Source organism: Roseateles sp. UC29_93 (genome assembly GCF_042695725.1).
Classification (GTDB): Bacteria; Pseudomonadota; Gammaproteobacteria; order Burkholderiales; family Burkholderiaceae_C; genus Roseateles; species Roseateles noduli_A.
In genome coordinates this window covers 1,128,857-1,148,297 of the sequence record NZ_CP170545.1, presented here as the reverse complement: position 1 = coordinate 1,148,297, position 19,441 = coordinate 1,128,857, and the positions used below count along the sequence as shown (strand labels likewise).

The window sequence follows — 19,441 nt, the reverse complement described above, 5'->3', positions numbered from 1 at the left end:
CTGGGTCTACACGGGGCTGCTGGACTTCTCATCGGACTACCGCACGACCTCGCTGTTCTGGGAGATGAACGTCGGCGGAGCGTCGCTGGATGGCGCGCTGGCGTTGAGCCTGCCCTTCGCGATGCTGTGGGCGATGCGGGAGCGCCGCCCGCTGCGCTTCGTGATGGCGCTGGCGGTGATGCTGCTGGCGTTCTACGCGTCGCTGACGACGTTCTCGCGCGGTGTCTATCTGGCGGTGCCGTCCGGCATGGCGCTTTGCGCGCTGCTGTGGGCGGTGCAGCGCCGCGAGGAACGGAACGCGCCGCGACCGGATGGGGCGCCGTCGTCGCATGTCTTCCCCGGTGCGCGCGGGACGGTGCCGCTTGCGTGGTCGGCCGGCGTGATCATCGGTACCGCGGTCGCCGCCTGGGTGCTCTTCGGCGCTGGTGGCTATCGCGCCTTGCTCGCATTGGCGGGCAGTGTCGCGGTGCTGCTCGCGATGCCGGCCTCGCGCGCAGCGTGGCCGCGCGGACAGCAGCGGGCGCTGATGGCGCTGTCGCCGCTGCCGGCGCTGCTGCTGGCCTTGCTCGGCGGATTGCTGATCGATCTCGTGCCCAAGGGCGCCTACCTGATCGACGGCGCTGTCGTCCTGCTCGGCCTCGGATTGGCCTGGCTGTGGCGCGGCGGACTGACGCAGCCCTCGCAGGCCTTCGCGCTGGCGATCGTGTGGATGGCGACGCTCGCCGGCACGGGGCTCGTCGCGGCGCATTGGGGCGGCGGCCAGGACGTGGTGGCGATCGCCGCCGTGCTGTCGGTGCTGGCGATCGCGTGGATCGCGACGCAATGGTCGCCGCGCGTCGGCGCCGATCTGCGCACCGCCGGCTGGCGCATCCGCGGCCTCGTGTGGACGGGCTGTCTGCTGGCGTGCGCGGTGGTCGCGGCGCTGGGTGGTGGCGCCTACATCGGTCAGCGGATGTCGACCGGACAGCAGGATCTCGAAGGTCGTCTCGAGCATCGGCGCGTCGGCCTGGGCCTGCTCAAGTCCATGGACGAATGGCTGCTGGGCAAGGGCAGCGGCCGTTTCCCGGCGAGCTTCGCCAACGGCGGGCCCTTCGATGAACGCGTCGGTGACTACCACCTGAACGCGGCGCGTTCCGAGCTGCCCGCGTCCGGCCTGCCCGGCACGGAGCCGTTCCCGCATCCGACGGTGACGCTGACCAGTGGCCTGCACCAGATGGGGCACGGCGAGATGTTCCGGCTCAGCCAGCGCGTGCCGGCGGTCGCCGGCGAAGTCGCGGCGACGGTGACGCTGCGCACGCAGTTCAAGACGCGCCTGCGCGTCGAGATCTGCGAGAAGTTCCTGCTCTACCCGCTGCGCTGCGTCGACCGCGAGACCGATGTGGAGCCGCTGGGCGGCGCCTGGCAGCCGGTGCAACTGAAGCTGGGCCAGGCGCCGGCCGACTTCGGTGGCCGGTCCTGGGCACCCGAAACGTCTGGTGGCCTCGGTGACGCAGAACTGGCGCGGCGGCGTGCTGGAGATCGCGTCGATCTCGATCGTCGACAGCGTGCACGGTCCGTTGCTGCGGAACGGCGATTTCAACGAGGGTCTGGCGCGCTGGTTCTTCACCAGCGACCGCAACCACATGCCCTTCCACATGAAGAGCCTGCCGGCGCACGTGCTGTTCGAGCAGGGCCTGTTCGGCCTGGCGCTGTGGACCAGCCTGCTGGTGACGGTGCTGGTGCGCCTGAGCTTCGGCGCGGGGCGCCACCATCCGCTGGCGCCGGCGGTGGTGGGCGGGCTGGCGGGCTTCGTGATCGTGGGGCTCTTCGACAGCCTCATCGACGCGCCGCGGATCGCCTTCCTGTTCTACGCGCTGATGGCGCTGGGGCTGGGCCTGCGGGCGTCGTCACGCAAGTCGCATCGCCCGGGCGATCCCGATTCCCGCCTGGAACTGGAGACCCTGCAGCCGGAGCTCGAGTCGGCCTTCGAGGACGCCCCCGAAGTCCGCCGCGCGATGGCGGCGGCAGGCGTCAAGCTGAAAGGTCCGCCACGCTGACGCGGTGTGCCCGATTCTGGGCCGCGTCACATCCCTTTGAACAGGTGCGTGTAGCTGCGGCTGACCTCAAGCTTTTCATCGAGTCCGCGCACACCCACCAGCTGACGACCACGGAAGTCGCGGCTGATGCCGTTGATGGCCTTGACGTTGACCAGCGTCGAGCGGTGGATCTGCCAGAACAGCTTCGGATCCAGCTCGTCGACGAGTTCCTTGATCGGCTTGCGGATCAACGCCTCGACGGTCGGCGTCTGGACGCGGGTGTACTTCTCGTCGCTGATGAAGAACAGCACTTCCTCGACCGGGATCATCTGGATGGTCTGGCCGACCGAGGCCTGGATCCATTGCAGGTATTGCGGCGAGCCGCTGGTGTTGTTGACCCGCGCCGACAGCGAGTGCAGCAGCTGCTGCAGCGTGCCGGTGCTGGGGCCTTCGGGCTCCACCTCGCCGCTGCGCAGGGCCAGGCGCTTCTTGATGCGCTCGACCGTGACCAGCAGGCGATCGCGCTCGGCGGGCTTGAGCACATAGTCGCAGACACCCTGCTCGAAGGCCTCGACCGCGTACTGGTCGTAGGCGGTGATGAAGACGATCTCGGGCAGGGGCCAGTCGTCGTCGTCGGGCAGCTGCGCGATCTGCTTGGCGGCCTCGACGCCGGTCAGGCCCGGCATGCGGATGTCGAGGAAGACCAGGTCGGGCTTGTGCTCCTTGACCAGTTCGACCGCCTCCAGGCCGTTCTTGGCCTCGGCGACGATCTGCAGCTCGGGCCAGACCTCGGCGATGCGGCTGCGCAGCTGCTCCCGCATCAGGCGTTCGTCGTCCGCGAGGACGGCGCGGGGGGCGTGGTGGGTGTCGCTGGTGTCGCTCATGGGAGGCGATGTTAGGGCAGGTGAGGGGCGATCCGGCGGTGGACCCGCGCGTGGTCTCAGGCGTGGAGGGACGGTTCGGCCGGCGTGGACGTCATGGCGGGCGCTGCCGGCGCGGGCGGCACCCGCGGCGCCTTGCGCGGCTTGTCGCGCACGATCAGCCAGACGACGAGGCCGATGAGCAGCAGCGGCGAGCCCACCACCGCGCCGACGCCCGCCAGCGCGGCCAGCGCCACGAGCGCCAGCCCGCCCAGGATCAGCAGCGGCAGGCCCAGGCCGAGCAGCAGCACCAGCGGCACGACCAGGCACATCACGACGATGGCGATGATCAGGCCGAGCCCGGCGCCGAAGGCGTCGGCGATGCCCATGCCGCTCAGGATGACTTCCTCGCCGTCGACGGTGAGGTGCACGCCAGGGACGTCGCCGAGCAGATGGATCACGCCCCAGCCCAGCAGCAGCGCGCCGGCGACGAGGACGAATCCGAGGACAAGAAGGGTCTTGAACAGCGTTTTCATGCGTGTGCTCCTTGCGTTCCTTGTTCGGGCGCGTGGTGGGCGGAGGTCCGGTAGGGGACGGTGATGATCACGACGGTGCCGGACGGCTGGTTCTCGGCCACGGTGACGCTGGCGGCCTTGCCGTAGAGCAGCGAGAGCCGCTCGCGGATGTTGGCCAGGCCGACGCCGGTGCCCGAGGTCGCGGCGCGGCCGAAGCCCAGGCCGGTGTCGGCGACGGTGACCTGCAGCTTGCCGTGGACGATCTCGGCCTTGAGCAGCAGGCTGCCGCCCTCGGCCTTGGGTTCGAGGCCGTGCTTGATGGCGTTCTCGACCAGGCTCTGGATCATCATCGGCGGGAACTCGGCGGACAGCAGGCCGTCGGGCACCTCGATGCGCGACACCAGGCGCTCTTCCATGCGGACCTGCAGGATCTCGAGGTAGGGCCGGATGACGGCCATCTCGCGGCCCAGGTCGCGCACGCCGCCGTTGGCGTTGGCCTCGCGCATCGTCGGCATCGAGGCCCGCAGCAGCGCGATCAGGTTCTTCTGCATCTGCGAGGCGCGCGGCGGATCGGTCTCGATCAGGTGGTCGATCGACGCCAGCGTGTTGAACAGGAAGTGGGGCTCGACCTGCGCCTGCATCGCGGCCATGCGGGCTTCGACGACCTGACGGCGCAGCGACTCGGCCTCGGCGGTCTCGGTGGCCTTGGCGGCCTTCACCTCGGCCTGCAGGCGACCCTTGTAGGTGGCCTTCAGCAGCGCCGAGGCCAGCACGACCAGGATGGCCAGCTTGTCGAGGAAGTCGCCCAGGTGCACGGTGCGATAACGCGTCTTGCGCGAGGTCTCGCGCTGGACCTGTTCGAGCTCGTCACGCGCTTCCTCGGCATCGGCCTTGGCCTGCCGGGCTTCTTCCGCCGCCTCCTCGAGGGCGCGCTTGGCGTCGGCCGCGGCGGACTTCACCGCGTCGCGGATGGCCTCGCGCTGCTTCTCGTTGGGGATGCGGATGTCCACGGACGGCAGGTTGGGGTCGACGGCCCCTTCGGCGTCGGCTGCGGACGCGGCGCTGGCCGGCGAGGCCGGATGGCGCGGCACGATGCGCACGCCGCGGCTGTCGATCTGGACTTCGTAGCGCAGGCCGTCGCCGTCGACCGCGGAGGATGCGCCGTGACCCGCCTCGGAGCCGGCTTCGGCGGAGTCGGCGGGTTTCGTGGCCTTGTCGATCTTCTTCTGCGCCTCGGCCACCTTCTTCTCCGCTTCGGCGGCGCGCTGCTTCTCGCGGCGTTCGCGGTCGGTGTCGCGGTCGCGGCGCAGGTCCTTGGGCGGATGGATGGTCTCGGTCGTCTCGACCGGCAGTTGCCAGCTGAAGGAGAAGGGCGGGAGGGTCTGGAGGATGTTGGCGCCGATGATCAGCATCACCGCCAGCAGCGTGAAGCGCTTCCAGGTGATGGACACCAGCCAGTTGCCGTAGGCGTGGAAGCCCTGCTCGGCGGCTTTCATGAAGCTCTGCCAGCGCTGGCGCGGGGTGGGGGGAGGCGGGAGTCGGCGCGTTCATGGGAGGACCTGTCGTATGGCTCGCACTTTACGCAAGACCCCGGCGCTCCCGGGGCGGCGGGCGACGCGCCGTGAAGACGGCGGGATGGACTGCACCGATCGGCGACAGGCCGGAGGCCGATGGGGCGCGCAAGCGTGGCCCGGTCAGCCGATGGCTGGCCGTAGTCGTGATTGGTCAAATTGCCTGCGTGCAGTTGTTCACAGCTGGTGCCGAGGCACCCGTCGGCGATGGACGATAGGCGTCTTTCGCTTGGCGCCCCCGCAGCGTTCTGCGACTCAGAAAGCTCAACGCCACCCGAAGGTGGCGTCTTGCTCTACTGCTGCTGCGGGCATCACCGGCTTTGGAACCTGCCAAGAGGTGCGGGAGTGGGATCCGCAGTGCCTACGGGGCGGGAGAGTAGCGAGTTGAACTTGACGAGTCAAATCCTTCCACGAGTGCGAACACCGCAATTGACGATCTCGTACTCTGCGGGGCCCCCTTCCGCTGCCGACGTGCTGGATCGCCTGTCTGCAGCTCGGATGGCGCCGTACGGTGTGGCGTTTGCGCCGGCATCGGATGCAGCGACCTTGGGCTGCTACCAGTGGGCGCAGGCGCTCAGCGCCAGCATTCATCCCTTCGTTGGACTGGTCGAGGTCGTGCTGCGAAACGCGATCCATCGCTCCCTCTCGATGCAGGTGTCGGCGCAGTCCAGTGCATCCTTTCCCTGGTACGACCGGGCGGTACCCGGCGCGGTCCCGTTGAAAGGGAAATCGCTCGAGCGGATCGAATCCTTGCTGTCCGAAGGCACCCCGCCCACGCGCAGGCAACTGCAACCCTCACCGGACGCCGTCGTGGCCTGCCTGTCCTTCGGGTTCTGGCCGAATCTGCTGGAGGGCCTGTCCCATCGATACGCGCCGAGGACGTTCACCGAGGTCTTCCCCCATCACCCGCATTCGAAGCCGCCGTATTGGAGCCGGGATATCAACAGGCAACCCGTGCTGTTCCAGGTGAAGCGCCTTCAGCAGTTGAGGAACCGCGTCTGTCACTTTGAACCCATCTGGAAGCCGCACTGGTTCGCGCGCGGGAATCCGCCCAGTCGCCATTGGAGCCATGCGGTAGCGGCGTTCCGACAGTTTCATGAGGAACTGCAGCAATTGCTTGCATGGAATTCGCCGGAGTGCGCGGCGGCCTATCGGGCCTCGTTCGCCTGGGACTGGTTCAACAAGCTGTGCACGACGCATGCAGTGAAGGCCTTCATGGAAGACCATGCGACCAGCGGGCGGCTGATATCCATGGCTGCCGGCATCCCCGTCAACGCGCCCGCGTAGCAACGCCACAAACGCGAAAGGCCCGCTTCCGCGGGCCTTCCGGCATGGTTGTGAAGTGTTCCCGAGGGGATTACTGCTTCACGGCCTCGACCTGGACGATGACCTTGATGTCCTTCGAGAAGCCGTACTGGATGCCGTAGTCGACGCCGAAGGCGGTGCGGTCGAAGGTGGTCTCGAAGTCGCCGCCGCAGACTTCGCGCTTGAGCATGGGGTTCTCGTAGCAGTTGAAGTTGGTGGCCGTCAGCGTCACCGGCGCGGTCTTGCCCTTCAGCGTCAGCTGGCCGGCCACCGAGGCGACCTTGTCACCCGAGAAGGTGAACTTGTCGCCGACGAACTTGGCCGTCGGGTTGTTGGCCACGTCGAAGAAGTCCTTGCTCTTCAGGTGGGTGTCGAACTGCGACGAGCCGGTGCTGATGCCGTTCATGTCGAAGGTGATCTCGACCTTGCCCGACTTGCCAGCCTTGTCGAACTGCACGGTGCCTTCCTTCTTGTCGAAGCGGCCGCGGTTGGTCGAGGTGCCGAAATGCTTGATCTCGAACGTGGCGTAGGTGTGCGTCGGGTCGATCGCGTAGGTCGCGCTCTGGGCCTGGGCCAGGCCGGCGACGGCGAGCAGGGAGGCGAGCAGCAGGGCTTTCTTCATCATGGTGGTGGGTCCTTGTCGAACAGTTGTCGGAACAGTGATGGAACCGCGGCGGGTACCGCGGTGGAGAAGGAACCGGGCGAAGGACCCGGACCGGTTGGAGAAATCGGGAGAGGCTGCGGATGGGCCTCGGAATCGGCTTACAGCGGCGCCATGCCGGTGATGGCCAGCTTGAACTTCACCTGCACGTCGTTGGCGACGATGGAGGTGTCCTTCCATTCGCCTTCGCCGATGTTGAAGTCCAGCCGCTTGATCGCGAACGCGCCGGTCGCCGTCGTCGTGCCGCCGGCCTGGGCCAGCGCCACCGGGACGACCACGTCCTTGACCTGACCCTTGATGGTCAGCTTGCCGGCGGCCTCGAACTTGCCGCCGCCCAGCGCCTTCAGCGAGGTGCTCTGGAACGTGGCCGTCGGGACCTTCTTCACGTTGAACCACTCGGGCTTGACCAGCTCCGCGTCGGTCGCGGCGTCGCCCAGCGTGGCGCTGCCCAGCTCGATCGACAAGGTGACCTTGCCCGCCGCGGCGTTCTTCGGATCGAAGGCCAGCTGCGCATCGAATTTCTTGAAGTGGCCGTCCACCGGCACGCCCATCTGGCGGAAGGTGAAGGCGATGTCGCTCTGCGCCGGCACCAGCTTGGGCGCGGCCGCCGTCGTCGCGGCGGCTGCCGTGGCGGGCGCTGCCGCCGGCTTGTTCTGCGCCATCGCCGGCGCGGCCAGGAGGAGGGCGGCGCTCAGCACCGACAGCGCGGTGATCGAGAGATGGGTGGCCATGCGTGCGGTCATGAGGTCCTCTGCCAGTCGTGGATCTTGGGGGTCAGGTGTTGTCAGGTGTTGTTTCTTGCGGTCCGGGCCGGGGCTGTCGCCGTGCCGCTCAGGCGCGGCCCGGGAGCATGCGCCGCAGCAGGCCGTCCTTGTCGAGGACGACATGCTTGACCACGGCGCCAAGGTGGGCAAGCACCAGCAGCCCCAGCCCGTAGGCGAAGAACTGGTGGACCTGCTTCAGCGATTCGGCCAGTTCCTTGTCCTTGCCGACGAAGTCCGGCAGCGGCAGCACGCCGAACCACACGATCGGGAAGCCCGCCGCCGAGCTGTAGGCCCAGCCGCTCAGCGGCACCGCGAAGAAGGCCGCGTACAGCAGCCAGTGCACCGCGTGGGCGCCCAGCTTCTGCCAGCCCGGCATCGGCAGGTCCGCCGGCGGGCGGTGCGTCAGGCGCCACAGCAGCCGCAGCGCCGACAGCGCCAGGATCGTGACGCCGGCCCACTTGTGCCAGTTGAAGAGCTTCAGCCGCGTCAGCGAGAACGGCAGGTCAGCCATGTACCAGCCCACGGAGAAGGTGCCGATGATCGCGATCGCCAGCACCCAGTGGAAGAGCATCGCCAGGCCGTCGTACCGGGTCTTGCCCGTGGGCGGCACCGCGGCCGGCACCGGCGGCATCGCCGTGGACGCGGGCGCTGGCGACGCGGCGATGGGGGCCGCGGTGCCATCGTGGGTCTCGGCGGGCAGCGTGGGCTGCTGGTCAGGGTCGTTGTTCTGGTTGTCGATGGCAGTCATGTCGGCTCGCGTCCTTGGGAAGACCTGGGGCGTCGGGAGGTCCGGAATGGCATGAAGTGTCCGCGTGCGCCGTACATCGTCGGTTCACCGGAACTGAGGCCACTGTTCATCCAATTTGAATGGGAGCCCCGGCCATGCTTCACAGATCCGTCATCGGCGGGGTCGAGACTGGCGCCCGCTCCGCCCTTGGAGCGATGGCTAGGAGTTGCCATGGACCTGATCGCCAAGATCGAGGCGGTGTTCCGCCGCCGCGGACACCTGCAGTACGGCGACGAGCGCCGGGAGCCCGTCACCGCGCTGGAGCACGCGCTCCGATGCGCCCAACTGGCCGAGTGGGCCCACGCGGAGCATAGCCTTGTAGCCGCCGCGCTGCTGCACGACATCGGGCAGCTGATGGACGGCGGTTCTGGCGCCCCTCTGCGGGACGACGAACATGAGTTGACCGCGCTGCCGCTGCTGCGCGCCGGGGGATTGGGCCCGGCCGTGGTGGAGCCGATCCGCCTGCACGTCGCCGCCAAGCGTTACCTGGTCAGCACCGACCCGGCATACGGACCGGGGCTGTCGGACGCCTCGCGCCACAGCCTGGCGTTGCAGGGCGGGCCGATGAATGCGGAGGAACGGCTGCTCTTCATGGCCCACCCGCACGCGAGCGCCTCGCTGCAGCTGCGCCGTTGGGACGATCTGGCCAAGCGGCCGGGCATGCGCACGCCGCCGCTCGGCTACTACCTGGTGCTGCTCGAAGAGTTGCTGCACGACACGCGGGCCCCGGAACGGGTGCGCATCGCCTGAGGCGCGGGCGGCATAGGCGCATTCCGTATGAGCACATGCGGAATGGGTCGATGTCAAAGCGTGTCTCCCTCTTGAGGGGGATATCGGACCCCCGAGTCGCTTTGCATACTGGGTACCGATCGCGCGCTGCCTGGACCTCAGCGTCGTGATCAAGGGGAGGAGCGCTATGCCGACCTACCAAAGCCCGCAAGGGTGGCGGTGGTCGGCATAGTTTTATCTGCGCGGCACGTTTTCGGCACGGCACGATATATTGCCGGCCCAGAACAAGCCTTACACAACCCATGCATTTCCATTCGCGGCAGTGGCCAGGCGCTGTCTGTTCCGGTCATGGCGGGTGAGCGCAGCGCCGAGCAGGCGAGCGTCGAGCTCGAACTGCTGCGGCTGATCGGCAAGCAGGGTCGTCGCGTCCCCTATCCGGTGAGCATTGCCGCCTTGATGATGGCGGTGATGGCGGCCAGCGTGATGTCGCCCTGGCTGGCCTACGGCTGGCTGGCCGCCGTGTACGCGGTACTGGTGACGCGCTGGGCCGTGCTGGGCCGCCTGCCGGAAATGCAGGACCGCCCGCTGGAACAGCGCATGGACTGGGCCGTGTGGCTGAGCCTGGCCAACGGGCTGGTCTTCAGCGCCTCGCTGATCGCGGCCCCCCACCTGAGCGACTTCCAGCGGATGGTGCAGACCATCGTGCTGCTGGGCCTGTGCGCCGGCGCGGTCGCGACGACCGCCGGGCACCGCGTCGTGTTCCAGGTCTTCCTCTGGCCGGTGACGCTCGCCACCGCGCTGTCGTGGGGGCTGTTCCACGAGCCCGGCGCGGAGCACCGCTGGCTGGACTGGGTGCTGTCGGCGCTGATCGTCTTCTTCGGCCTGATCCTGACCGGCCTGGCGCGCGACACCTACCGCGTCTTCGCCGAGTCGGTGCTGATCCGGCTGCAGCAGAACAAGAGCAACCAGCAACTGCGCCAGGCGCTGTCGCAGGCGGAATCGGCGATGGCGGCGAAGACGCGCTTCCTGGCCTCCGCCAGCCACGACCTGCGCCAGCCGATGCACACGCTGTCCCTGTTCGGCGCGGCGCTGGACAAGCGCCCGCTCGACGACGAGGGCCGCGTCATCGTCACGCAGATGAACCTGGCCCTGCACTCGCTGTCCTCGCAGATGGATGCGCTGCTGGACATCTCGAAGCTCGACGCCAACGTCGTGCCGGTGAACAACCAGGTCTTCGCCTTGCAGCCCTGGCTGGGCCGGCTGCAGCGGGAGTTCCAGCCCACCGCGCTGCGCAAGCACCTGCTGCTGCGACTGGACTGCCCGCCGGAGGCCTGCGTCGAGAGCGACCCCGTGCTGCTGGAGCGCGTGGTGCGCAACCTGATCGACAACGCGCTCGAGTACACGGCGCGCGGCGAGGTGGCGATCGAGGTCCATCGCGGCCAGGACGAGGAAGTCTGGCGGCTGACGGTGCGCGACACCGGCATGGGCATCCCGGAACACGAGCAGCAGCGGATCTTCGACGAGTTCTACCAGGTCGGGAACCCGGAGCGCGATCGCGCCAAGGGCCTGGGTCTGGGCCTGTCGATCGTGACGCGGCTGGTGGACCTGCTGGACCTGCACCTGGCGCTGCGGTCGGCGCCGGGGCACGGCTCGAGCTTCATGCTGAACGTGACCGCCGCCGACATCGGGCTGGTGAGGCCCGGCTCGACGCCGACGCAGGGCCCGGCGCTGCCGCCCATGCGCGTGCTGGTGATCGACGACGAGGAGCCGGTGCGGGTCGCGATGCACGCGCTGCTGACGGCGCACGGCTGCCAGGTGCTGCTGGCCGGCAGCACCCGCGAGGGCCTGCTCAAGAGCATGGGCCAGCAGCCGGACCTGCTGCTGACCGACTTCCGGCTGCGCGGCGGGGAGGACGGCATCAGCGCGGTGCGCTCGCTGCGAAGCGCGTTCCCGGGACTGCCCGCGCTGATCGTGAGCGGCGACACTGCGCCCGAGCGGTTGCGCGAGGCCCACGAGGCGGGCCTGACGCTGCTGCACAAACCGGTCACCGAGGAGCTGCTCATCAACGCGATGCAGGCCGCGCTGGCCGAATATCGCAGGGAGGGTGCCGATGTCTCGACCGTTCGAGGAGGCGCCGAGAGTCCCCTCTGAGGCCCCGTCTGCCGCGTCGTCCGACACGGCGGCTCGCGTGACGTCGGACGGCACCGACGCTCGGCGGCCGAGACCCTCGGGCACGCGCTGGCTGTCGCGGCCGCTCGAGGACTGGATGGCCGGGCGGCTGTCGGTCCCGGAGCCGGGCCCGGCCGCCGTGGACGTGTTGATCGTCGGCAGCGGCTATGGCGGCGCCGCGGCGGCGCATGCGCTCGCGGGACGTCGCGACGAGGACGGCCGTCGGCTGAGCGTGGTCGTGCTCGAGCGCGGGCGTGAGTACCTGCCCGGGGCGTTCCCCAGCCGCTTCGCCGATCTGCCCGGTCACGTGCGGCTGGCGCGTCCCGGCGCGGATGCGCCGACGGGACGTCGCGAAGGGCTCTTCGACCTGCGGCTGGGACCGGATGTCTGTGTCGCCCTGGCCAACGGCCTGGGGGGGCGGATCGTTGATCAACGCGGGCGTGATGGAGCGACCCGCGCCGACGGTGTTCCGCGAACCCGGCTGGCCGCAGGCTTTCCTGCGCGAGGACATGACGCCCTGGTTCGAGCGCGCCGAGCGGCTGCTGGGCGTCCGCGACGACGAGGGCGACAACACCATCGAACGCCTGCGCGCGAAGGCCGGCTTCAAGACGCGCCGGCTCGAGGCGCTGAAGGCGCTCGACCCGGCGCGCACACGCGCGGCGAGGATCCAGGTCGCGATGGACGCGCGCCCGCGCGGTGCGGCCGAATGGTCGCACCAGCCCTGCATCGCCTGCGGCGACTGCGCGACCGGCTGCAACCACGAGGCCAAGCAGTCGCTCGACACGAGCCTGCTGCTGCAGGCCTGGCGGCAGGGCGCGGAGCTGGTCTGCGGCGCGAGCGTCGAAGCATTGGTGGCGGCCCCCGGCGCCGGTTGGCGCGTCACGCTGCAGCACACCGACGAGCTGCTGCGCCGGCGGCAGGGCGAGCCGTTCGAGGTGCTCGCCCGTCGGGTGATCCTGGCCGCCGGCAGCCTGGGGTCGACCGAGATCCTGATGCGCTCGCGGGACCGGGGGCTGACGCTGTCGCGGATGCTGGGGCAGGCGTTCTCGGCCAACGGCGACGTGATCGCGGTCGGCCACGGCTGGCCGCGGGCGGTCCATGCGGTCGCCGACGAGGACCAGCCGCCCGCGGCGCGCCAGGTGGGGCCGACCATCACCGGCGTGTGGGACGCCGGGCCGGATCATGTCGTCGAGGACCTGGCGATTCCCGGCGCATTGCGTCCGGTCTTCGAGGAGGGCTTCGCGCTGGCGGCGACGCTGGATGCGCTGGCCCGTTCAAACGCCGGCCCGCATGAGGAGCGCGCCGATTTCGACGATCCCTTCGCGGTCCGTCCTTCCGTGACCGAGCGGCAGCTGCCGCTGGCGATCGTCGGTCGCGACAGCGGCACCGGCCGGCTGGTCCGACGGGAAGGCTTCGAGGAGCCAGGCGGGCTGCAGGTCGACTGGCCCGGGCTGCGCGACGAACCCGCGATCGCGCGCCGTCACGAGGCGCTGGCGCGTCATTGCCACACCCAGGGCGCGCGACTGCTGCGCAATCCGCTGTGGCAGCTGCTGCCGCCGGACATGGCCTTCCTGACGAACGACGCCCGCGGGCCGATGGTCAGCGTGCATCCGCTGGGGGGCTGCGCGATGGGGGACCTCGGCAGCGACGGCGTCGTCGACGCGATCGGGCGGGTGTTTTCCGGCGACGGCGAGGCGGTGCACGACGGGCTCGTCGTGCTGGACGGCTCGATCGTGCCGGGCTCGATCGCGATCAATCCGGCGCTGACGATCAGCGCGCTGGCGCAGCGGGCGCTGGACCGGCTCGCCGTCCTCTGGCGACTGGGCGCGCCATCGCCGGTGGCCCGGCGCCGGGAGCCGGAGCGTCCCGTGTTCCGCCTGCCTGCCGGGCCTGGACGGGGTGGGCCGCCGTCCTCCGCCGCCGGTCACTCCGGCAATGGCGGCAGCGCGAGCAGCGACGGCGCCGCCAGTGCCCCCGATGCCACGGTGATCGAGGTGCGCGAGCGCCTCGGCGGCTTCGTGCGCTGGTCCGGAGCGCCGGGCTCGCCGGTGAAGTACGTGGAGCTCTGCGTCGTCTTCCGTCCGAAGGCGTTGGTGGAGCTGTTGAGACCTGGCCCCGAGCGACGACTGATCGTGGCGCCGGGCAGCCGGCTTCGCGTCTTCGAGGCTCGCGAGCGACGGCCCGGATGCTTCGAGATCGTCGGCCCGAAGCCGGGCGACGGTCGCCTCTGGGCGCACGAGGAACGCGGCGATGAGCACGCATTGTTCACCGCGCCGCTGGCGGAAGGCGTGCTGACGCTGTTCCAGCGCGAGGACTCGGGATCGCTGCGGCGGCATGCGCGCGGGCTGTGGGCCTGGGCGATCAACCGCGGCGTGCGCGACGCCTGGCAGGGTCTGATCGATTGGGCGGGGCGCAGATCGCCGCCCAGGACGCCGGGCGCGGCACGAGCAGGCCTGCGCGCGCGGGCCGTCAACGCCTGGCACCTCTCGGGCCATGCGGGCGAGGCGCGGGTGATGCGCTACCAGGTGCTCATCGACCCGGCCGCGGACCTGCCCGCGTGGGCCGCCGGGCTGCGCGGGCAGTCGTTGCGCGGATGCAAGCGGATCAGCTACACGCGGCGCGGCAATCCCTGGACGCAGCTGAGCCGCATGACGCTGACGCCGGCCGCCGGCATGGCGCCGCCACCGGGCGCGCGGGACATCGTCCTGACGCTGGACATGCACCACCTCGCCCGCGAGCGGCTGCCGCTGCTGCGCATCCGGCAGGCGCGCGACATCCCTTCGGCGGCGCGCGACGTCGGCGCGTTGATGGCCTACATCGCGCGGATGACGATCGGGCTGCATGCCTGGACCTTCCGCAAGCCCGACGAGGCCCCGCGTCGGCGCATCTCGCGCCTGCCGGGCACGGTGCCGGGACTGCCGGATCCCGTGGTGATCGAGATGGCCGCCGGCCGCTGGGGCGACGCGGGCGCGCAGCGCCAGGACCTGGACCGCCCGACGCGCGAGGACGACGACCGGCCGGTGCTGATCCGCCTGACGCGTTACGGCCGGCCGGGCGGCGAACCCGTGCTGATGATCCATGGCTACAGCGCCAGCGGCACGACCTTCGCGCACCACTCGGTGCGCCCCGGTCCGGCCCAGCTGCTGTGGGACGCGGGCCACGACGTCTGGCTGCTGGACCTGCGCACCAGCGCGGGATTGCCGACGGCCAGGCTGCCGTGGACCTTCGAGGAATCCGCGTTCAACGACATCCCGCTGGCTGTCGATCGTGTGCTGCGCGAGACCGGTCGGGAGCGGCTCAACGTCCTCGCGCACTGCATGGGATCGGTGATGCTGCACATGGCGCTGCTGGAGCCGCGCGAGCAGCCGTGGGAACGCTGCTTCGCACTGCGCGCGGCGCTGAAGGACCGGATCTCGAAGCTGGTGATCTCGCAGGTCACGCCACTGATGGTGATGTCGCCGACGAACAGCCTGCGCGGCGTGCTGATGCAGTACCTGAGGCCCTACCTGCCGCTGGGCGGGTACGCGTTCCGGCCCGAGGGCACGCCGACGCTGTTCGATCACCTGCTCGACCGGCTGCTGGCCAGCCTGCCGTATCCGGAGGCCGAGTTCGATCTGGAGAACCCGCCGCCCTGGCCGCCATGGCGGATGAGGCGCACGCCCTGGACCGCCACGCGGCACCGCATGGACCTGCTGTACGGGCGCGACTTCGCGATCGGCAACGTCGATCGCGCGGTGCTGGCATTCATCGACGACCACTTCGGGCCGCTGAACATGGACACGGTCGCGCAGGCGATCCACTTCGCCCGATGCCACGAGATCACCGACTGGCAGGGCGCGAGCGTCTATCTCGACAGTCTGGCGAAGAGCCTGGCGCTGCTCAAGGCGTTCCCGGTCCTGTCGCTGCACGGCGAGGACAACGGGTTGTGCAGCGCCGACAGCGCCGAGCTGCTGAAGGACTACTACGACCAGGCCGCGCCGGGCCGTTATCGCTACCGGGTGATCGCGGGCCACGGGCATCAGGACTGCCTGATCGGACGCCATGTCGCGACGCAGGTGTTCCCGCACGTGCTGGCCTTCCTGGCCGAGGAGCCGCAGTCATGAGCGGGGTCCTGCACGGCACGCGCCGGGGCGCGCCGGCCAGCGCGCTGCTGATTGGCGCCGAGGCGCCGGGTCATCGCATCGAGCGGGCGCCGCCGGAGACCGGCCGCGTGCCACTGCTCACAGCGCTGCGACCGGAGCGTGGCTGGCCGCATTGGCTGCTGTGGGTGCCGATGCGGTGGCGCGGTGGCTGGACCTACGAGCAATTGCCGCAGCCCTGGCGGATCGAGTCCTTCGTGCCACCGGGCGTGGGGCAGCCGGGCGCGCCCTGGCGGACCTCGCAGGCCGTGGAGGCGTTCCCTGTGCCGCCGCGCGCGATGTCCGATGCAGCGGGTCACCCGAAGGACGAGGCCGCGACGGGCGCCGACGGCGACGAGCATGAGATCGACATCCACGGCCTGCTGCTGGTGGCGCTGTACCTGGAGCCGCGCGCGCTGGCCATGGAAGGCGCGCATCGCGGCGTGATGCACGAGCTTGGCCACGAGGAGTTGCACGCGCAGGTCGAAGGCGCGCTGGATCAGTTCTTCGATCTGCCGCCGCATCGCTGGGCGCATGGCTTCGTGCCCTCGCCGGGCGGGTCGGAGGTCACCGTCGACGACGGAGGCCTGTGCTTCGCGCTTGCCGCGTGCCAGTACCCACCGGGCCTGCTGGATGTGAGTCCGGGGTGGGAACTCGATGCGTCGCAGGCGGGGCCAGGTCTTGCGTCACTGGCGAGACTGCACCAGTTCACGCGATCCACGGCGCGAGGACAGGACTGCTCGCTGGTGCTGTTCGCCGGCGACCAGATCTATGCGGATGCGAGCGGCGGACTGGCCGACTCGCGCAGCGGCATTGAGCGGTACGCGCGCGCCTACGGCGAGTTCAAGGCCGGTCCGGTGCGGCTGCTGCCACCGACGGTGGCGCGCGTCGTGCAGGCGATCGACGACCACGAGATCGTCGACAACTGGGAACCGGGTCCTGGCGCCAGCCACGGCGGCAACGGCCCCTGGTTCGATGTCGCGCGCCAGGCCGCCTGGCATCACCGGTGGGAAGCCGGCCCGCGCGTGGGCGGCCCGGAACTGCTGTGGCACGAGTTCGACTGGCGCGGCGCTGCCTTCTTCACCGCCGACGCGCGCTGCGAGCGCGAGGCACGACGCGTCGCAAACTGGTCGAGCGCGCGCCTGTGGTCGACCACCCAACGCGATGCATTCAACGAATGGTTGTCGCGCGGCGCGTCTCGGCCGAAGTTCGTGCTGAGCGGATCGCTGCCGCTGCCGCGACGCCGGATGAGCGTTGAGCACGCGGCGAGCTGCCTGCGTTCGGATGGATGGGACGGCTACCCGCACAGCCTGCATGAACTGTTGGGCTTGGTGTGGCGGCATCGTGCCTCGGGACTGGTGTTCCTGTCGGGCGACGAGCACCGCTCGGGCTGGGTGAGCGCGGAGATCTCCGCCGTCGACGGTGACGACCGTGGCCCGGTGCGCATCCACTCGGTCCACAGCTCCGCGCTCTACGCGCCGTGGCCATTCGCGATCACGGCGGCCGAGGAGCTGGCCGCGCCCGACGTGTTCGAGTTCGACGGCCCGGATGGTCAGCGGCTGCGATGCGTCGTCAGCGCATGGGCCGACCATCCGGGCGATGGCTTCGCGGTGCTCCGCGTGCGAGGTGGGGAGGTCGAACTCTGGTTTGACCGAGCCGGTGCGGTGCGGGCCGAACCGGATGCCGTGCTGTCATTTCGCCCATGCGACACTGCCTGATGACCGAAATCGAACTGCGTTTCCAGATCCCCGAATCGCAATGGCCCGCCGTGCGCCGCTGGGTCGCGGGGGCGGGCAAGTCCGTCGCGGCGCAGGAGCGCCTGCAGGCCTCGTACTTCGATACGCCCGAGCGCGACCTCGCGCGCGCCGGCTTCGCGTTGCGTCTGCGGCGCGAGGGCGAGGTCTGGGTGCAGACGCTCAAGGGCTCCGCGCCAGACGGCATGACCCGTCTCGAACACAACGTGCCGCTCGGCGCGGACATTCCCCGGCTCGACGTCGCCCGGCACGCCGGCCATCCCGCCGGGCAGGCGTTGCAGACGCTGCTGGCCTCTCTGCCCGAAGGCGCGCTGCAGGCGCTGTTCCGCACCGACATCACCCGCCTGACGCGGCCGCTGCGCACGCCGCATGGCACGGTCGAACTGGCGCTCGATCACGGCGCGCTGCTCGCGGGCGAGGGCGACTCGCTGCGCAGCACGCCGGTCGCCGAGCTGGAGATCGAGCTGAAGAGCGGCGAAGCCCGCGCCGTGCTCGAAACGGCGCGGCAATGGGCCATCGAGCGTTTCGGGCTGTCGCTGGAGCTGCGTACGAAAGCGCTGCGTGGCGACCTGCTCGCGCGCCAGCTCGACTGCGCACCGGTCGCCGATTCCCATGCGATCCACTGGACCGGGGACATGAGCTGCGACGACGCGCTCCACGTGCTGCTGCGCGAGTGCCTGGAGCCGGTCGTCGGCAATGCCTCGCAGATCGCGAGCGGCCGGCATCGGCCCGAGCACCTGCATCAGATGCGCGTCGGTCTGCGCCGCCTGCGCGCCGGCCTGCGGCTGCTGGCGGCGGACGACGACGTCGCGCTGCTCGCGCTCGCCGAGGGCGCCGGGCAGCTGTCGCGACGGCTCACCGCCGCGCGCGACGCGGATGCGCAGGCCGAAGCCGGCTGGCGCGCGACGATGCTTGCCGCCTGGCGCGCCGAGCGTCCGTCCGCGGCCTCCGAGGTCTCGCCCGCAGCGCCCATCGACGTCGCCGGCCTGCTGCTCACGCCGGAGGTCCAGGGCTGGCTGCTCGCGGTCATCGGCTGGCTCGCGCGCCCCGCGCCGGACCACGCGCCCGAAGGGACGCAAGGCCTGGCCCCCATCCATGCCCACCTCGCGCAGTGGCGCGCCGCGACGGACAAGCAGGTCAGACGCTTCGATCGTCTCGATGTCGAGGGACGGCATCACCTGCGGCGCCGCCTGAGACGCCTGCGCCTGGCGATGGAGCTGACGTTCGCGGTCCCTGCCGGTGTCGACGGCGGCAAGTTGACCAAGAAGGACATCGAACGCCGGGCCCGGGAGCTCGCCCGTGTCCACGAGGCCGCGCAGCGGCTCGGTGCGCTGAACGATCTCGAGGTCGGCCTGTCCCAGGCGCGTGAGCAACTCGCGCTGGCGATGGCACGAAGCGACGTGCCTGCGGCGGCGGCAGCCGGCTTCGCCCTGGGATGGCTGAGGCCGCGTCAGCGGCAGGCGTTGGAGAAGGCGACCAAGGCGGTCAAGGCCGTGAAGCTCGTGGGCGTGGGCGACGCCTCGAAGCGCGCCAAGACTGCCAAGCCGTCGCAGCGCCGCAAGCAGGACTGAAGCATTTTGGCCGACTGACTTCACTGAAGAGGGCGCCCGCGGCCTCATGCCGAGGCGACGGGACGCACTCCCTCATTCCAGTCACTGCGAGGCCCCCATGCCGTTGTTCCATCCTCTGCCGTTCACCGAACTTCCTCCCCGTCCCGCCGAGGATGTCCCGGATCGCGCCCGGATTCCCGGGCTGCTGGCGCTGGCGGTCGATCCCGACCGGCTCAGCGCCGCGCAGGCGCTCGCCGCGCGCAGATTGCTGGATCCCGAGGGCGGCACCTATCCCGCCGACGGATGCGCGATGACGCTGTCGGTGCTGATGCGGGCGGCGGGATTCGATGTGCCCGAGCTCTGCTGGGCGATCGACGTGCCGGCGACGCTGCTCGCGCGCGGTTGGATCGAGGTGCCTCCCGGCAGCCAGCGCGGCGGGGACGTCGGCAGCACCTGCCGCGAGGACAAGCACCACGGCGAGGACCACGTCTTCCTGGTGGTCCGATGCGTCAACCAGGACGAGATGATCGTCGTCGACAACCAGGCGACCTACCCGCACTTCCGCTGGGCGAGCGGGCAGGGCGGCAAGACGCCGACCGCGATGTTCTACCGGGCGCCCGGCGCGCCGGACTGATCGACGCGC

15 protein-coding genes are annotated in these 19,441 nt (G+C 70.2%); 8 read left to right on the top strand and 7 right to left on the bottom strand.

The window, feature by feature from the left end:
- Nucleotides 1-28: 28 nt before the first annotated feature.
- On the bottom strand, nucleotides 29-1,579 hold the full coding sequence (locus tag ACFJIX_RS05305) for a hypothetical protein (RefSeq protein ID WP_377158261.1): 1,551 nt from the start codon (nucleotides 1,577-1,579) through the stop codon (nucleotides 29-31).
- Between ACFJIX_RS05305 and ACFJIX_RS05300 the strand changes: the two genes are divergently transcribed.
- Nucleotides 1,545-2,036: a hypothetical protein gene (locus ACFJIX_RS05300; RefSeq protein ID WP_377158259.1), complete on the top strand. Its 492-nt coding sequence runs from the start codon at nucleotides 1,545-1,547 to the stop codon at nucleotides 2,034-2,036. The genes ACFJIX_RS05305 and ACFJIX_RS05300 overlap by 35 nt on opposite strands.
- A gap of 26 nt (nucleotides 2,037-2,062) precedes the next feature.
- Here ACFJIX_RS05300 and ACFJIX_RS05295 read toward each other — a convergent pair whose 3' ends face one another.
- The 3 genes from ACFJIX_RS05295 to ACFJIX_RS05285 are packed head-to-tail and all read right to left on the bottom strand — an operon-like array spanning nucleotide 2,063 to nucleotide 4,886.
- Nucleotides 2,063-2,899 (bottom strand): LytR/AlgR family response regulator transcription factor, encoded by an 837-nt coding sequence (locus ACFJIX_RS05295; RefSeq protein WP_377158257.1) that lies wholly within the window; start codon nucleotides 2,897-2,899, stop codon nucleotides 2,063-2,065.
- Between the two features lie 56 nt (nucleotides 2,900-2,955).
- Nucleotides 2,956-3,411 carry a hypothetical protein gene (locus tag ACFJIX_RS05290; RefSeq protein ID WP_377158255.1) on the bottom strand — a complete coding sequence of 152 codons (456 nt, stop codon included), beginning with the start codon at nucleotides 3,409-3,411 and terminating at the stop codon, nucleotides 2,956-2,958.
- Entirely contained in the window at nucleotides 3,408-4,886 is a 1,479-nt protein-coding gene (locus tag ACFJIX_RS05285; RefSeq protein ID WP_377158254.1) for a sensor histidine kinase, read from the bottom strand. Before ACFJIX_RS05285 ends, ACFJIX_RS05290 begins: the two co-directional genes overlap by 4 nt.
- Nucleotides 4,887-5,432: 546 nt before the next feature.
- Here ACFJIX_RS05285 and ACFJIX_RS05280 point away from each other — a divergent pair.
- The gene (locus ACFJIX_RS05280) at nucleotides 5,433-6,248 is read left to right on the top strand and encodes a hypothetical protein (protein WP_377158252.1); all 816 of its coding nucleotides are present in this window, start codon (nucleotides 5,433-5,435) and stop codon (nucleotides 6,246-6,248) included.
- 70 nt (nucleotides 6,249-6,318) lie between these two features.
- Here the strand turns inward: ACFJIX_RS05280 and ACFJIX_RS05275 are convergent, their stop codons facing one another.
- The 3 genes from ACFJIX_RS05275 to ACFJIX_RS05265 all read right to left on the bottom strand — a co-directional run bounded on the left by ACFJIX_RS05275 (nucleotide 6,319) and on the right by ACFJIX_RS05265 (nucleotide 8,322).
- Nucleotides 6,319-6,888, bottom strand: a complete 570-nt coding sequence (locus ACFJIX_RS05275) for a YceI family protein (protein ID WP_377161624.1) — start codon at nucleotides 6,886-6,888, stop codon at nucleotides 6,319-6,321.
- A 140-nt stretch (nucleotides 6,889-7,028) separates the two neighbouring features.
- Nucleotides 7,029-7,589, bottom strand: a complete 561-nt coding sequence (locus ACFJIX_RS05270) for a YceI family protein (protein ID WP_377161622.1) — start codon at nucleotides 7,587-7,589, stop codon at nucleotides 7,029-7,031.
- A gap of 169 nt (nucleotides 7,590-7,758) precedes the next feature.
- Nucleotides 7,759-8,322, bottom strand: a complete 564-nt coding sequence (locus tag ACFJIX_RS05265; protein ID WP_377161620.1) for a cytochrome b — start codon at nucleotides 8,320-8,322, stop codon at nucleotides 7,759-7,761.
- A gap of 327 nt (nucleotides 8,323-8,649) precedes the next feature.
- Between ACFJIX_RS05265 and ACFJIX_RS05260 the strand changes: the two genes are divergently transcribed.
- The 6 genes from ACFJIX_RS05260 to ACFJIX_RS05235 all read left to right on the top strand — a co-directional run bounded on the left by ACFJIX_RS05260 (nucleotide 8,650) and on the right by ACFJIX_RS05235 (nucleotide 19,432).
- Nucleotides 8,650-9,228, top strand: coding sequence for an HD domain-containing protein (locus ACFJIX_RS05260; protein ID WP_377158250.1), 579 nt, complete (start codon nucleotides 8,650-8,652; stop codon nucleotides 9,226-9,228).
- A gap of 327 nt (nucleotides 9,229-9,555) precedes the next feature.
- Nucleotides 9,556-11,358 carry a hybrid sensor histidine kinase/response regulator gene (locus ACFJIX_RS05255; protein WP_377158248.1) on the top strand — a complete coding sequence of 601 codons (1,803 nt, stop codon included), beginning with the start codon at nucleotides 9,556-9,558 and terminating at the stop codon, nucleotides 11,356-11,358.
- A 350-nt stretch (nucleotides 11,359-11,708) separates the two neighbouring features.
- Nucleotides 11,709-15,479 carry an alpha/beta fold hydrolase gene (locus ACFJIX_RS05250; protein ID WP_377158246.1) on the top strand — a complete coding sequence of 1,257 codons (3,771 nt, stop codon included), beginning with the start codon at nucleotides 11,709-11,711 and terminating at the stop codon, nucleotides 15,477-15,479.
- Nucleotides 15,476-17,212 (top strand): alkaline phosphatase D family protein, encoded by a 1,737-nt coding sequence (locus tag ACFJIX_RS05245; RefSeq protein WP_377158244.1) that lies wholly within the window; start codon nucleotides 15,476-15,478, stop codon nucleotides 17,210-17,212. The genes ACFJIX_RS05250 and ACFJIX_RS05245 overlap by 4 nt, the downstream gene beginning before the upstream one ends.
- Nucleotides 17,212-18,819, top strand: a complete 1,608-nt coding sequence (locus ACFJIX_RS05240) for a CYTH domain-containing protein (RefSeq protein ID WP_377158242.1) — start codon at nucleotides 17,212-17,214, stop codon at nucleotides 18,817-18,819. Before ACFJIX_RS05245 ends, ACFJIX_RS05240 begins: the two co-directional genes overlap by 1 nt.
- A gap of 97 nt (nucleotides 18,820-18,916) precedes the next feature.
- The gene (locus ACFJIX_RS05235) at nucleotides 18,917-19,432 is read left to right on the top strand and encodes a hypothetical protein (RefSeq protein WP_377158240.1); all 516 of its coding nucleotides are present in this window, start codon (nucleotides 18,917-18,919) and stop codon (nucleotides 19,430-19,432) included.
- Nucleotides 19,433-19,441 lie beyond the last annotated feature (9 nt).

Bases quoted from the DNA above. Each gene is read 5' to 3' on its own strand.
- ACFJIX_RS05285 (WP_377158254.1), bottom strand. From the start codon at position 4,886: ATGAAAGCCGCCGAGCAGGGCTTCCACGCCTACGGCAACTGGCTGGTG.
- ACFJIX_RS05265 (WP_377161620.1), bottom strand. From the start codon at position 8,322: ATGCCGCCGGTGCCGGCCGCGGTGCCGCCCACGGGCAAGACCCGGTAC.
- ACFJIX_RS05260 (WP_377158250.1), top strand. From the start codon at position 8,650: ATGGACCTGATCGCCAAGATCGAGGCGGTGTTCCGCCGCCGCGGACAC.
- ACFJIX_RS05240 (WP_377158242.1), top strand. From the start codon at position 17,212: ATGACCGAAATCGAACTGCGTTTCCAGATCCCCGAATCGCAATGGCCC.
- ACFJIX_RS05245 (WP_377158244.1), top strand. From the start codon at position 15,476: ATGAGCGGGGTCCTGCACGGCACGCGCCGGGGCGCGCCGGCCAGCGCG.
- ACFJIX_RS05250 (WP_377158246.1), top strand. From the start codon at position 11,709: ATGCGCCGACGGGACGTCGCGAAGGGCTCTTCGACCTGCGGCTGGGAC.
- ACFJIX_RS05235 (WP_377158240.1), top strand. From the start codon at position 18,917: ATGCCGTTGTTCCATCCTCTGCCGTTCACCGAACTTCCTCCCCGTCCC.
- ACFJIX_RS05290 (WP_377158255.1), bottom strand. From the start codon at position 3,411: ATGAAAACGCTGTTCAAGACCCTTCTTGTCCTCGGATTCGTCCTCGTC.
- ACFJIX_RS05275 (WP_377161624.1), bottom strand. From the start codon at position 6,888: ATGAAGAAAGCCCTGCTGCTCGCCTCCCTGCTCGCCGTCGCCGGCCTG.
- ACFJIX_RS05295 (WP_377158257.1), bottom strand. From the start codon at position 2,899: ATGAGCGACACCAGCGACACCCACCACGCCCCCCGCGCCGTCCTCGCG.
- ACFJIX_RS05255 (WP_377158248.1), top strand. From the start codon at position 9,556: ATGGCGGGTGAGCGCAGCGCCGAGCAGGCGAGCGTCGAGCTCGAACTG.
- ACFJIX_RS05270 (WP_377161622.1), bottom strand. From the start codon at position 7,589: ATGGCGCAGAACAAGCCGGCGGCAGCGCCCGCCACGGCAGCCGCCGCG.